Here is a 14,354-nt window from a genome sequence, read left to right as displayed (position 1 = left end):
ATATCTAAGGCTGAAAAATATACTATTATGAGAAGAAATAGAGGATGGAATATTTCCGTCTCCCATTATAAAATGTATTTTGAAAGTTCGTTTTTATTTGTACTTTTAATAAAGTACGATACATATTAAACAAATCGTATTTTTCTAAATTTTGGCTGTTTCATTACCGCCAATTCGAACCGTGCAAGCTGAATGAAAAAACCTCAAATCCCCATAAACGAAAGAGATCGGCAAAAGGAGTTAGAGTCCTACCAAATCATTGGATTGAATGAAGAAGATGAATTTGATTTCATCACTTCGATGGCAGCAAAGATTTGCGAAAGCAAGATTTCGCTGATTAGCTTAGTCACTGGAGATAAGCAATGGTTTCTGTCTCATCATGGAGTAGAAGTTAGAGAGACGTCCAAAAACATCTCATTTTGCGCTCATGCTATTAACATTCCTGACCAAGCATTTATTGTCGAAGATGCTCGTCAAGATACTCGTTTTTTCGATAATCCAATAACTACAGGCGATCCAAATGTAATTTTTTATGCTGGAATTCCTTTAGTAAATAAAAACGGATTTCCGCTTGGGACATTGTGCGTAATTGATGATGCTCCAAAAAAGCTCAATGAGGAGCAAATTCAGTTGTTACAGAAGTTAGCGAAACAGACGTTGAATCTCTTAGAGCTAAGGCGGTCTCAAAGGAGATTGGTCGAGTCGAATCAGGACCTAAACAAAAAAAATCAACTATTAACTGTCACAGAGGAGGCTAATCAAATAGGGACTTGGGAGCTCGATATTGCTTCTGGACAGACTGTTTGGAGTAAGGTAGTATATGAAATTCATGAATTGCCGTTAGATTATGATCATAATAAAGCCAAAGCAATTGAGTTTTACCACCCGGACTATCGAAGTTTAATAACACAAGCCCTTGAAAATGTTATGCAGAATGACGTGCCCTTCGACCTAGAATGCAAATTAATTACTGCCAAAGGCAGGCAAAAATGGGTGCGCAGTACAGGTAGAAAGGTAGAAAATAAGATTATCGGTAGCTTTCAGGACATTACAAAAATTAAGGATAGCGAGCTAAAATTTAAAAGTATATTTAATTCAACTTTTACTTTTATTGGTTTTCTGAGTACGGAAGGTATTTTATTAGAAGCAAATGATACTGCAATTGGTTTGGCCGATTTAAAGCATGAAGATGTGATCGGCAAATATTTTTGGGATTGCTATTGGTGGCAGATATCTCCACAAACTCAAAAAGAGCTCAAAAGGAATTTTCAGAAAGCCGTTGGTGGAGAAACTGTATCTTATGAAGTGGAAGTGTGGCTTTCTAACAAAACCCCCATCACAATTCTCTTTAGTATGAAACCCATATTTGATGAATTTGGGAAAGTCATTTATGTTTTACCTGAAGGTAGCCCAATACAGGAAATTGTGGATGCAAGAAGGAAATATAAATCCGTTATTGAAGGGACAAATGTGGGGACCTGGGAATGGAACGTACAAACAGGTGAAACAGAATTTAATGAACGTTGGGCTGAGATAGTGGGCTACACCCTGGATGAACTGGCACCTATCAGTATAGATACATGGATGAATTTAGCTCACCCGGACGACTTAGAGGAATCTGGTAGGCGGCTAAATGAATGCTTTGAGAAAAAGGCAGAATATTATGATTTTGAAGCCCGGATGAAGCATAAGGACGGACATTGGGTATGGGTTCTTGACAGGGGAAAAGTCTTTGAATGGACGAAAGAGGGAAAACCATTGATGATGTACGGCACTCACCAAGATATTTCGGAGAGAAAGCAGAAGGAAGAAGCGCTACGAATTAGTGAAGAGGCGTTTAGAGGTAATTTTGAAAATGCCGCTATTGGAATGGCATTGCTAGATCAAAATGGTAAATGGTTAAAAGTAAATAAAAATGTTTGTCAAACTGTAGGGTATTCCAAGGAGGAATTATTAGAACTTACATTTCAAGACATTACCCATCCTGATGATCTTCATGCTGATCTGGACTTATTGCAAGAATTAGTGGAAGGTAAGAGAAATCATTACCAAATGGAAAAAAGGTACTTTCATAAGGAAGGTCATATTGTCTATATTATTCTGGCGGTTTCGATGGTTAAAGACGAAAGAGGAAATGTACTTTATTTTATATCACAGATTATTGATATTTCGAAGTTAAAAAAAACTGAAATTCGCCTAAAGGCTTTATTAGCAGAGAATAAAGCACTAATGGATGCGACAACCGAGGTAGCTTTTGTGTCAACGGATAAAGAGGGAAACATACTTGATACAAACATTGGCGTTCAAAGAATATTAGGATATGATAAGGCATCCATCACTGGGAGTAGTATTCAGAACATCCTTTTTTTAGAAGAAGAGTGGAATCAAATAGCAAGAGAGCTTATGGGTAGCTCAACAAAAAATTATTCGACAGCAGATTTTCTACATTCACTAGCTAATAATAAACAGCACAACCTAGGTGAATGGACTATGAAGGGGAAAGATGGTATAATTGTACCCGTATTATTGTCTGTTAGTGAAATTATTCAAGATAAAAATACAGATGGCTATCTATTTGCAGCAACAGATATTAGCCAAATCAAATCGATACAAAAGGAGCTTGAACAAAAAAATGAAGAGCTCGAACAGTTCGCATATATAACTGCACACGATCTAAAGGAGCCATTACGGGGTATCACCTCTTATTTGTCCATCTTGCAAAAAAAGTATAGTACACATTTAGATGAAAAAGCAAATAGCTATATTAACATAGCTTCCCACAGCGCAAAGAGGATGAAAACTCTAATTTCTGATATTCTGGATTTTTCCAAAACTGGTGTAATTGAGCAAAAAGAGGTGAATCTTAATAGTCTTTTAGACACAATTTTTGATAACTACAGAAATGATATAAATCAGAATAATTTGGTACTCTCCAAATCTAATTTACCTGTTTTAACTGGCGATACTACCTCGTTTATTCAATTATTTACTAATTTAATAGATAATGCAATAAAGTACCAGAGCAAGGGAAATAGGGCACAAGTAGATATTTATGGAGAAGAAGACGAAAAGAACTGGGTTTTTACAGTTGCAGACAATGGAATAGGAATTAAAAGGGAACATCAGGATAGAGTATTTGAGGTATTCAAGAGGTTGCATTCAAATAGTGAATATAGTGGAACGGGAATAGGTTTAGCCACTTGTAAAAAAATTGTTTCTGCCTACGGTGGGAAGATCTGGTTCGAGGCAAATCAATCCCAAGGAACTAAGTTTGTATTTACGATACCAAAGACAAAAGATAATATAGAAAGATAAAGAGCTAGAGTTAAAACTCGTTTATTGGTGCTAATTCACCGACCAAGGAAACCGGAATTTAAGTGAAAATAAAATGAGAAAACTAAATATACTTTTGGTAGAAGATAGCAAGGAAGATGCGTTTCTTATCAGAGAGGCATTGGAAGGGCTTACATTTCTAGATAAACTGTACCATGTCGAGAATGGTGCAATAGCTATTAATTTTCTGAAAAAGGAGGAACCCTACTCAGAAGCAGAAACACCAGATCTCATATTAATGGATATTAATATGCCCGTTATGGATGGGCATGAAGCTTTAAAAATAATTAAATCAATAGAAGAAGTCAAACATGTTCCCGTTCTAATGCTAACTACGTCATCAAGAAAAGAGGATATTCTAAGGGCATATCAAGAGCAGTCTAGTTCCTACATCGTAAAACCAGACGATATTTATGAGTTAGATAATCTTGCAGAAGCTATTAGAGATTACTGGAACAATACTGTCAGACTCCCTAGGAAGTAATCTCATGTATTTTGTTTTTATACTATTTTTCTAAAAAATCCTCTGATGGTTTACTATTATAATTTTTAAACTCCTTAGTTTATCTCGGGACGGGGAAAGGATTATTTTCGTTCCATTATTGAAAAAGCTTTCCTGGTGTCTGACCCACCAATATTAAGAATTATACCTGTGTTTAAATTATCAGCCTGATTTCCCCACGCCTCTCTTGCAGTAGTTGGCTATAAATATATGGACGCTTGGAAATGCAAGTTGAGCCAATAGGATGTCCTTTAGCTTTTAGCCCACGAGATAAATTATTAGGTAAAACTCCTTCAGCGGTAGGAATTAACTGGCCATTTTGCTGATTATATGCCGGAAGACTTTCCAAGAAATAGCGATAGCCCTCATTCGCAATAACACTCATGGCCATAGAAGATTTTCCTGAACCTGATAATCCAGTAACCACAATTAGTTGGTTTTCAGGTATTGTTAAGTCAATGTTTTTGAGATTGTTTTGGTGGGCGTTTTTGATGCGCATAAAGATTTTTTGTTTCTCTTTTGAACGGACAAATATAGAAAGGTTATAGGATGGCTAGATGTATTTTTAAGGATAACTAATCTTAAAAGTAAGGTTCACTGCTAAGCGAGTTTGATTTTACAACTAAGAAAGAACAGATACAACAACAGCAGATGTTTTATTCAATTTTAAACCGAACCGTAATTTTCTTGCTTGAAGCCACGGAGGTATCTCCCTTTTTAGCAGGTTCCCATCTTGGTCCTTCTTTGATTAAGCGTATTGCCTCTTCATCACAGCCATTTCCCAGTCCTTTTAGTACCTCTATCTCCGTAATAGTACCAGAGGTATTGATACTTAATTTTAATCTGACTCTTCCTTCTGTGCCCTCCTGCATGGCTTTTGTAGGATATCTTAAATTATCTTTGAGATAATCACGGTAATCAGAAAAACCGATGCTGGGTCTTGCTGCACTATAGGTATTGTCTTCTTCTTTCCCTTGGCCGACACTTGTAACAACGACTTCGCTTAATTGAGCAACATCTGCGTTTAAGAATATCTTATTATCCTTCTCTTCACTTACAACAAATTCTTGCTGTTCCATGCCTATAAAATTCACGATGAGAACATCATTTAGCTCTGCTTCAATCTCAAAAATGCCATCTAAATCAGTGCTAGTGGCTATGGAAGTACCCTTGACTATTACATTAGCTCCTGGAATAGCCTCTCCCGTTTCAGCATCTAGCACTTCTCCTGAAATCCTTGGGGAGACAGCAACTTTTCTAATATCTGCTTGATCCGTTTCATCATTAGTTGGAGCGATAGAAGATGCCAATTCATTGGCCTTTTTACTTCTTGCTGCTGAAGGTTTGCTTTGTTCAGCCTCAATTTCTGCTACTTTTTCCACAATTGAGTCCTTATTTAACTCTTGAAAGCTATCTTCATAAGGAACAGCATTCTCTGAAACAATTAAATCCTCTTCAATACTGATCGGTTCATTTTGAGCAATGCGTTCAGCATCTTCGACTATTTTGATAGGCACTTCTATTTCTTGTTTACTTTCAGATTCATTACTTTCAACTGTTGCCTTTGGTAGATTCTCTGCTTCCTTTTCTATTTTCTCAGCTTGTAAAGGGCTGGGCGGGTTTGCAGGGCTTTCATTTTTTTCAAATTTTACGGCCTCTTCCGATTTAATAGCCAAGGGAGTAAATGATTCATCTTGCTGAAAAAAATTGATAATGAGTACGCTAGAAATAATAAGCAATAAGAAGACGGCAGCATATGGCAATGCTTTTCTCCACAAAGGAATTATTTTTTGTTCTTGCTTAGGTGTAGTTCTAGCCCTTAAATTGGCCTTAAGACTTGGCAAATCATGCAGCGCATCTGGATTTTCTAAATAACCTTCCATAGCCTCTGCCTCGAAAGGATGATTCAGCAAATATTTTTCAACTTGATGCTGCTCTTCAGGACTTAAAGTGCCATCAAGATACGCTTGCATTTTTTCTATGCTCAGGTCTCGAATAGGGTCACTATGGTTTTTATCTTTCTTCACCTTGTTCCATGCACTGTTTTAAATTTCGTTTCGCATTTTGTATGTAGCTTTTCACTTTCTTTAATTCGTAAGAAGTACTATCCGTAATTTCTTGATAACTCTTTTTGTCCAAGTAGAACAACTCCACGCATTGCCTTTGTTCTTTCTTTAATTGCGCAATACATGCAGTTAATTTTTCCAGATTGTCGTCCTGAACAGCATAGTCTTCTTCATGATGCTTCAATTGACCATTTTCCATAAGCTCAAGGTCTGAAAAATCAAAACTATCCGTTTTTTGACGATTTTGCTTTCTCAATTCCATTAAGCAATGGTTTTTGCTTAGCACGTAAAGCCAACTTTTAAAGTTTTCCACCTCGTGCTTGGGAAGTTTTATCACTAACTCTTCAAAAATAGCCATCACAGCATCCTGGGCTGAAGCTTTGTCTTTCAAATATTTTAGACAAACTCCATAAACCAGATGCATATAAGGTTGGTATAACTTGCCCAACAGATCAAGATCCTGAGTTTCTCGGAATTGTTCAAGCAATAGTTTTTCTTCTTGTATGTCGTTTTTATCTGTCACTCAATCCTGCTGTGGAATTTGCTAAGTTAATTTTTTATATGTCAATAAAATACAGAAAACTGAAATTCTAAGTTTAATTCAGTAGTAAATCGCAAAGTTAAATTTATTCACATACGCTTGATTTATAGAGTTTTATATGATTATTTGATTGATTATTACTTCTAGCTTCTTTTCAATAAATAAAAAACTGAAAATATTTTTATGGAATTTATGTAGAGCCTGCATCCTGTATACAAAAATGTTTCACATAAAATTATCGATCATGGAAAAGTTAAGGGATGTAATAAGAATAAGCTGTCTTATTTTGATCAGTTCAGCTATGTTAGCTGCACAATCAATCACTATCAGCGGGAAAGTCACAGATTTCAATAGTGGCGAAGATTTACCGGGAGTCAATGTATTACTGAAAGGGTCTTCAACAGGGGTGACTACTGATTTATATGGAGAATACTCCATCAAGGTGCCTTCTCTAAAAGGCATATTAGTTTTTAGCTACATTGGAATGGAGAAAAAGGAAGTGCTGATAAAAGGGCGAAGTGTTATTGATGTGCAATTGAAAGCTGATGTTGCCCAATTATCGGAAGTGGTAGTCACGGGTACTCCTTCGCGGAATATATTCTCAAAAAGAAAAGTGGCAAGCTATCAAGCCGATCAAAGTTATTTCCCAGTAGATGCTGAAGCACCCTACCATAATTCTAATACTGAAGAATACCAAGGTCTTGACGAAAATACTTTTCAGGAAGCTACCCAAAATCCGCTGTCCACTTTTTCAATAGATGTAGATGCTGCTTCTTACTCTAATATGAGAAGATTTATCAACAGTGGTCAAAATCCACCTAAAGATGCAGTGAGAATAGAGGAAATGATTAACTACTTCAATTATGACTACAAACAACCAAGCGGTCAAGACCCATTTTCTATCAATACGGAAGTTTCGCAAGCACCTTGGAACAAAAAGCATCAACTTGTGCACATAGGCTTGCAGGGTAAGGTGATCCCCACAGAAAATCTGCCAGCTTCCAATCTGGTTTTTCTATTAGATGTGTCAGGTTCTATGTTTGCTCAAAATAAACTGCCCTTGCTGAAATCAGGCCTGAAAATGTTGGTTGACCAGCTACGAGAAGAGGATAAGGTATCTATTGTGGTGTATGCTGGTGCAGCAGGATGTGTGCTTCCTCCCACTTCTGGCAACGAAAAAGACAAAATTATTGAAGCTTTACAGAATTTACAGGCAGGTGGTTCTACTGCCGGTGGAGCAGGCATAGAATTAGCTTATAAAATTGCGAAAGAAAATTTCATAAAAGAAGGCAACAATCGCATCATTTTAGCTACTGATGGTGACTTTAATGTGGGAGCAAGTTCAAATGAAGCCATGGAAGATTTGATTGAGAAGAAAAGAAAAGAAGGCGTCTTTCTTACAGTTTTAGGCTTTGGAATGGGTAACTACAAGGATTCAAAAATGGAAATATTGGCTGACAAAGGTAATGGCAATTATGCATATATCGACAATATTTTAGAAGCGAAAAAGGTATTAGTGAATGAGTTTGGAGGTACTCTCTTTACCATTGCCAAAGATGTGAAAATACAGGTAGAGTTTAACCCCGCCAACGTTACAGCCTATCGACTAATTGGCTACGAAAATAGAAAGCTCAATAATGAGGATTTTAACAATGATAAAAAAGACGCTGGGGAGCTAGGTTCTGGTCATACGGTTACGGCTTTATATGAAATTATCCCTAAAGGGGTGGATAGTTATTTTAAACCTATCGATGATTTGAAGTATCAGCAGAATAAAGGAAAAACAGAACAGAGCAATTATGGTGACGAGTTACTCACCGTAAAATTCAGATATAAAGCGCCTGATGGAGAGGTCAGTAAGTTAATTGTGAAAACGGTAGACAATAGTGTTAGGGCCCTTGATAAAACTTCAGATAACTTTCGTTGGTCGGCTGCTGTGGCTACTTATGGGATGCTTTTAAAGGATTCGGATTATATTGAAAAAGGGGATTATAAGCTAGTGACAGATTTGGCCAGAAGTGCAAAAGGAAAAGATGAAAATGGTTATAGAATTGAATTCATCAAGCTGGTAGAATCGAGCAGTATGATGGTTGAGAATTAGTTCTTAATTGTGAAAAGTTTAAAATTCGTATTTCAGAATATATTAAATATAATCCGCGGAATTGGCGGGGGGATACATTTAATGATTGGGGGAATTTGTAGAGACGCGATGCATCGCGTCTCTACAAATTGTTTTACTTTTGTGCACCTAAAAACAAATTAGGACAACATCTATTTATAACACGAGTATTATACGGAAACATCTAATAGCAAAAGAAGATAATGAACGATAGCAGAGCCCTGAATTATATAGATAATGTAGTGAAAAATGTTCCATCTGATTGGTTGAAACTCACCACCCATAGATTGGATATTTATAAGGAAGACTTAGCCAAAACAGAATTTTTGGAGCGTTTTGAAAGACTATATTCTCAGGAGGATGCTGAGACTTCCAAACTAAGTGCCCTGCCGACTGCTTATGATTATATTCGATTAGGGCATCCTTTATCTTCCGTATTGGAATGGGGAATTGCTAAACTTAACAACTTAAAAGCTGATCAGGTCATCAGTTTTTCATCAAGGACAGTTCCGATTTTAGCGGTACTAAGAAAAAATCTATTTGATGAAAAGAAAACAATAATTGCTTATAAAGGTGAATTACCTTCTTATTTTGATTTGGAAACGGTAAAATCTGTTTATAACTACAATTTTGAATTAAAGCAAGTTGAAAATATAGAAGATATTTCTGCATTTGACGGCAGCACTATTTTTATTTCACAAAATGATGAAATAGGAAAAGTAACCCTCAACGAAAATATTGATTTTTATCTCAGTATCCATAGCCAATTAGGAAGTATTATATTGGTGAATGGAGAACAAAATGAAGCTTACATTTCTGCAATTCAGCATGTGCGAAGAAGAGAAACGATAAGTATGACACCTCAAAATTGTTATACTGCTTTGCAATTATTGCAAGGTCAAAATCCACCGAAGCACGACAAAGCTAAATTCGAATCAGATAAAGCTTCCGTTTTAGATTCCATTAAAAAAATAACAGCTGCAGATACAAAAGCTTTATTAGGAAATTGTGGTCTTTCCGTACAATATGCCATCATGATGGGCTTAGTTGAGGAGGCATTGCAAAATCACCCTGGCAAAGAAATCAAAATTATAGTTCCCCCTAATTGCTATGGTGGAACAAATGACCAAGCTAGAAGAGTAGCGGCATGCATTCCAAATGTCGAAATCTTGGATCTTCCAGTAGATGGCGATAATGATATGGTGCAAAGCACGGATAAAGTTTTAGATCGTGTAGCACAAGAAAATGCAGTTCCTTATATCATTGCGGAAATTCCAACAAACCCAAGAGTGGAAGTTCCAGATATGGAGCAATTAAGAGCCGCACTTAGTAAAGAGCGAAAAACTCCATATGGTGAAAAGGCAATTGATCCGGTATTTATTTTAGATCAAACCTTTTGTCCGAACATTCAATTTTTAAGCGAAGATGGGATTCTTTCGGACATCCGTGTGATTTCTTATGTAAGCGGATCTAAGTTTCCAAGTGGTGGAAAATGCACGGCAGGTTATGTTTCATCAAATCAAAAAGGATCTGATTTGATGAGAAATATAGAAAAGCATTTAATCCTTTGCGATAATGAAGCTACCGATCTGCAAACTGAAATATTAGCTGAGCAATTGCCTTCCATGAACCAAAGAATTGTGGATGCTTATAAAAATACAAGGGAATTTGTAAATCACATCAAAGAAGTTTTACCAACAGCTAAGATCAATTTCGTTTCAGAAGAATTAGCAGAGCAAGATTTTACGCCTTCAGTCTTTTCTTTAGACCTTCCTACCAAAGGCGAAACAGAGGAAGAAAGAGAAAACTATAAGAGAGCTCTAAATCTTAAACTGATCAATATGATGATCACGGAAATTCCTGAGGAAAGTAAATACTGTGTGAGTTATGGTCAGCTAAAAGGCTGTTACTGGACAATTCCTGCAACTTCCACACAAGGAACTACAAAGGAATCTGACAAGGATTATATCGCCAGAGTATCCGTTTCTCCTGATTTGGATTTGGAGCACCATAAGAAGGTTTTTTCGGATTTTGTGGGGCAAATGTAGCACCCATCGAGCCTCCAATATTCACCGCTAAGCCTGTTTGGACATTTTTCATTTGTTTTGCCCAGGCTTGTTGCACCAGTTGTTTGTTGATGTTGTCATGCATTCCTACTGCTGTTTTTCAGTGGGATATTAAATTTTAATGGGAAGTAGAGGATGGTAGAAATCCATTTAGCCATGAAACAGTATAAATACGGGAATTTTAAAACCTAAAACTACTTTAATAAGCTATCTAAAAGCTTTCTGGTTTTCTGGAAGGACGGCCTTGGTGCTTCAGGATTAACAATCTTCCCATCAGGATCTATCAAGATGAAACGTGGAATAGAATTGACTGCATAGGCTTCCATAAATTCACTATCGAAGGACTTATCAGCAAAGAGTTGCAGTCCTCCAAGTTCTTTTTCTGCTATCATCTTTTTCCATTTATTTTTGGCGGTCTCTTTATCAACGGAGATACTCACAAAAACTACATTCTTATCCTGATATAGTTCTTCCAGTTCCTTCAGATAGGGTATTTGTTTGATGCAAGGTCCGCACCAGGTAGCCCAAACATCGATGTATACGTATTTTCCTTTTAGGTCGCTCAAACTAACAGTGTTGCCATCCACTGTTTCATAATTGAATTCCGGAGAAATATCACCTTGAGTTAAGCCTTTCTCACTAATTACTTCTTGGTATCTTTTTTCTGCCGCATCAATAAAAGGCTGGTGCGTAGTTACACGTTTGATAAGATTGAGGTAATCTTTAGCGCGATCTTCACTTGAAGAGATCTTTGAATAAAATCCGTTTACCAAACTAATAAGTACAGCTTGGGAAGACACTTGGCTCAAAACACCCAACATACCATCTACATCAGAGGCAGCTGCGATGCGATCGCTCCAAACTGAGTTTACCAAATAACGGTAATATGGCTGTTTCTTATATTCCTCCTCATCTCCTAAATCCACAGAACTAATGGGCGCATAAAATTCATCTGATGGTGAAATATCTTCCCCAAGGTAGAATTTATAGCTGGTCTTATAATTCTGAATATTTAGCAAGCGGTTATACTCTAAAGCTCTTTTTTCTGCATTTCTAAAGAATTCTTGCACATCATAGGTAGCCAGCAATGCCTCATGTCTAGTTTTAACATTTGCTAGGTTTTCAAGATAATCCGTCTCAGACACCTTATAAAAAGCTTCCAAGTCTTTAGTGAGTTCGGCTTGTACGTTTGATTTATTAGCCAAGTAATTATTTCGAGTCGCACCCTTTCCTTCAAAAGTGAGTGTGCTTTCAAAGTTATTGGCATCGAAGCTAATGTGCAGTTCATCTTTAGGATACAGATAAATATATGTTGCATTGCGACCATAGTCAAAAGAGTAGTAACCGTCATATTCTAACTTGAAGGACATGCTGAAATCTCCGTTTTCATCTAGTTCTGCTGAGGCAATTTTTTGATTGTTAAGGTCTGTGATAGCGATAGTGGTCGCAGATTGGTTTTGGACTGCTCCAGTAAGCACTAATTTACCAGATTTAGCCATTAGTGAAAAACCGATAATCAGGGCAAAAGATGTACAAATGATCTTTTTCATGGGGACGAAATTAAACAAACTTAAGAAAGATTTATAAAGGTGGAGATTAAATTGATGGACATGCGTTTTATCTCTTGGATGAAACTAAAAGGATTCCAAAACCGAAACCGCATTACTAGTACCAGAACCTCCAATATTTACCACTAGGCCTCTTTGGGCATCTTTTACTTGATGTCCCCAAGCTTCTTGCATCAACTGCTTGTAAATATAGGCATGCATTCCAACTCCTGTTGCTCCAATGGGATGACCTTTGGCTTTTAATCCGCCTGATAAATTTACTGGTAATGTGCCATCAGGAAATACTTTTCCACTTTCCAGAGCTTCAAATTCACGGCCTGCAGGAGCAATTCCTATGGCACTGTACAATAAAAGCTCGGTTATGGTAAAGCAATCATGTACTTCAGCCAGACTTATATCTTCAATTTTAAGAGCGGCTCCTTTTAAGGCTTTATCCACCGCAAAAGCTGCACCTTCCAGAAAGTAGTCTGATTTACTTTTGCCAAAACTATCCAAATAATCAGCTGCGCTATAGAAACTTTTGATGGCAACAGATTTGCCACTACTTAAAGTGGCATCTTCCAGTACTAAAGCCGCAGAACCATCTGAAACTAATGAACAATCATGCAGTCGAAGTGGCTGATATATCATCGGATTCTTTTCATCGGGCAATGAAAGTATATCTTCTGCTGATTTTGGTTTTTGCAATTGGGCTAATGGATTTTCCGCAGCAGTAGTATAAGCTTTAGAAGAAATTTGAGCTAACCAAGGTCTTAATTGTTCTTCGGTATAATTGTATTTTTTCATCCAGCCTTTAGCTAAATCCGCAAACATGCAGGGAGCTGTTACCGATTTACTACCTTCTTCAGGCCAGTAAGTAGCTAGGGCTAAAGCTTCTGTGACTCCAGCAATATCCAAATCCGTCATTTTTTCTAATCCAACCACTAAAACGCGTTTCATCATGCCTGATTTTATTGCCATAATCGCCATGTGAATAGCAGAAGAACCAGATGAACAAGCTGTTTCGGTTCTATACATCGGCTTGTGGCGCAATTCAGGTATAGCATTTACACCATAGGAAGCGATATTTTCCTGCCTATTGAAAGCTCCTCCACTGTAATTGCCTACAAATACTCCATCAATAGCTGCTGCTTCAATTTCTGCATCTTGCAAAGCTCCTTTTACTGCTTTTTCATAAAGCGTGTATAAAGTCTCGCCTTCTAATTTGCCAAATGAAGAGTGATAAGCCCCAATTATATTTACCCCTAAATCCATTTCTTTTTCTTTTAGGTCAAGTTAATAAAAGTGTCTTAAAAATGTCCGATAGATTAATTTTTTAGGAAAAGGAATTTATGATAAAGCGATACAGTTTTAGAATAGCTTAAGGAAATCGGAGGCAAAAAGATTTGATTATGAAAATCCATTAATAATTAGCATTTTTATAACTAAAATTAGCAAGGGAATGGCAACAGTAGAACAGATAAAAAGCGGATTGATTGATAAAATTCATTCGATTAAGGATAGAGAAGTTTTAGAAGCGCTTCAGAATTTTATTAATGTCAAAGAATCTGAATTTGAGGTACTGACTGACGAGCAAAAAGCAATGTTGAAAATGAGTGATCAGGATGTAAAAGAAGGAAATTTAATCTCTCAAGAGGAAATGATGAAAAGAAATCTTGAATGGCTCAACGCAAAGTAATTTGGACAAAAACAGCTGATATTCAATTTATAGGGATTTTAGAATACTGGGTAAACAGAAATAAATCTAACACTTACTCGAAAAAACTTATAAGTTTAGTGTCTCAAAAAACCAAACTGATTGCTGAAAGTCCATATATTTATAAACTAACTGATTATAAAGATATTAGAGTTGCTTCATTAGAGAATTTCAGTCTGTATTATTCAGTCACTGAAAAACATATAATTATTTATGCATTTTGGGATAATCGACAGGATCCTAGAAAATTATTGAAAATATTAGAAAGCAAAGGTTAATTAAACTACAATTAAAAGAATAGAATTGGAAAAATCTGAAGAAACCGCAATTCAAGACTTACCCCATGAAATTTTAGACATATTGAATATGTCGGATTCGGAAAAAATAGAAGACTGTATTGAACATACGAATTCAAAGGATATCGTTAATATGGAATGAAAAACTAATTTTGAAACCTTCACCC

11 protein-coding genes are annotated in these 14,354 nt (G+C 36.5%); 6 read left to right on the top strand and 5 right to left on the bottom strand.

What is annotated here, in order from left to right; genetic code table 11:
- Positions 1-192 precede the first annotated feature (192 nt).
- On the top strand, positions 193-3,315 hold the full coding sequence (locus FTRAC_RS11585; protein ID WP_013454440.1) for a PAS domain S-box protein: 3,123 nt from the start codon (positions 193-195) through the stop codon (positions 3,313-3,315).
- A gap of 73 nt (positions 3,316-3,388) precedes the next feature.
- Positions 3,389-3,817 (top strand): response regulator, encoded by a 429-nt coding sequence (locus FTRAC_RS11580; protein WP_013454439.1) that lies wholly within the window; start codon positions 3,389-3,391, stop codon positions 3,815-3,817.
- Between the two features lie 172 nt (positions 3,818-3,989).
- Here FTRAC_RS11580 and FTRAC_RS11575 read toward each other — a convergent pair whose 3' ends face one another.
- The 3 genes from FTRAC_RS11575 to FTRAC_RS11565 all read right to left on the bottom strand — a co-directional run bounded on the left by FTRAC_RS11575 (position 3,990) and on the right by FTRAC_RS11565 (position 6,424).
- Positions 3,990-4,334, bottom strand: coding sequence for a hypothetical protein (locus FTRAC_RS11575; RefSeq protein WP_013454438.1), 345 nt, complete (start codon positions 4,332-4,334; stop codon positions 3,990-3,992).
- A gap of 157 nt (positions 4,335-4,491) precedes the next feature.
- Positions 4,492-5,862, bottom strand: a complete 1,371-nt coding sequence (locus FTRAC_RS11570; RefSeq protein ID WP_041649786.1) for a TonB family protein — start codon at positions 5,860-5,862, stop codon at positions 4,492-4,494.
- Positions 5,849-6,424, bottom strand: coding sequence for an RNA polymerase sigma factor (locus FTRAC_RS11565; protein WP_013454436.1), 576 nt, complete (start codon positions 6,422-6,424; stop codon positions 5,849-5,851). Before FTRAC_RS11565 ends, FTRAC_RS11570 begins: the two co-directional genes overlap by 14 nt.
- A 262-nt stretch (positions 6,425-6,686) precedes the next feature.
- Here FTRAC_RS11565 and FTRAC_RS11560 point away from each other — a divergent pair, with 262 nt between their 5' ends.
- Both FTRAC_RS11560 and FTRAC_RS11555 read left to right on the top strand, forming a co-directional pair.
- Complete coding sequence (locus FTRAC_RS11560; RefSeq protein WP_013454435.1) at positions 6,687-8,543, top strand: vWA domain-containing protein; 1,857 nt, start codon at positions 6,687-6,689, stop codon at positions 8,541-8,543.
- A gap of 221 nt (positions 8,544-8,764) precedes the next feature.
- The gene (locus tag FTRAC_RS11555) at positions 8,765-10,609 is read left to right on the top strand and encodes a PLP-dependent aminotransferase family protein (protein ID WP_013454434.1); all 1,845 of its coding nucleotides are present in this window, start codon (positions 8,765-8,767) and stop codon (positions 10,607-10,609) included.
- A 212-nt stretch (positions 10,610-10,821) separates the two neighbouring features.
- On the opposite strand, the gene FTRAC_RS11550 is transcribed toward FTRAC_RS11555, so the two are convergent.
- The gene (locus FTRAC_RS11550) at positions 10,822-12,177 is read right to left on the bottom strand and encodes a TlpA family protein disulfide reductase (protein WP_013454433.1); all 1,356 of its coding nucleotides are present in this window, start codon (positions 12,175-12,177) and stop codon (positions 10,822-10,824) included.
- A gap of 84 nt (positions 12,178-12,261) precedes the next feature.
- Positions 12,262-13,449 carry a thiolase C-terminal domain-containing protein gene (locus FTRAC_RS11545; RefSeq protein WP_013454432.1) on the bottom strand — a complete coding sequence of 396 codons (1,188 nt, stop codon included), beginning with the start codon at positions 13,447-13,449 and terminating at the stop codon, positions 12,262-12,264.
- 187 nt (positions 13,450-13,636) lie between these two features.
- On the opposite strand from FTRAC_RS11545, the gene FTRAC_RS11540 reads away from it, so the two are divergent.
- Both FTRAC_RS11540 and FTRAC_RS11535 read left to right on the top strand, forming a co-directional pair.
- The gene (locus tag FTRAC_RS11540; protein ID WP_013454431.1) at positions 13,637-13,873 is read left to right on the top strand and encodes a hypothetical protein; all 237 of its coding nucleotides are present in this window, start codon (positions 13,637-13,639) and stop codon (positions 13,871-13,873) included.
- The gene (locus FTRAC_RS11535) at positions 13,855-14,169 is read left to right on the top strand and encodes a type II toxin-antitoxin system RelE/ParE family toxin (RefSeq protein ID WP_013454430.1); all 315 of its coding nucleotides are present in this window, start codon (positions 13,855-13,857) and stop codon (positions 14,167-14,169) included. Before FTRAC_RS11540 ends, FTRAC_RS11535 begins: the two co-directional genes overlap by 19 nt.
- Positions 14,170-14,354: the final 185 nt, after the last annotated feature.

Source organism: Marivirga tractuosa DSM 4126 (assembly GCF_000183425.1).
In the GTDB taxonomy this organism is placed as follows: Bacteria; Bacteroidota; Bacteroidia; order Cytophagales; family Cyclobacteriaceae; genus Marivirga; species Marivirga tractuosa.
Note: the sequence above shows the minus strand (reverse complement) of the source record. Positions and strands in the feature narration are given on the sequence as shown.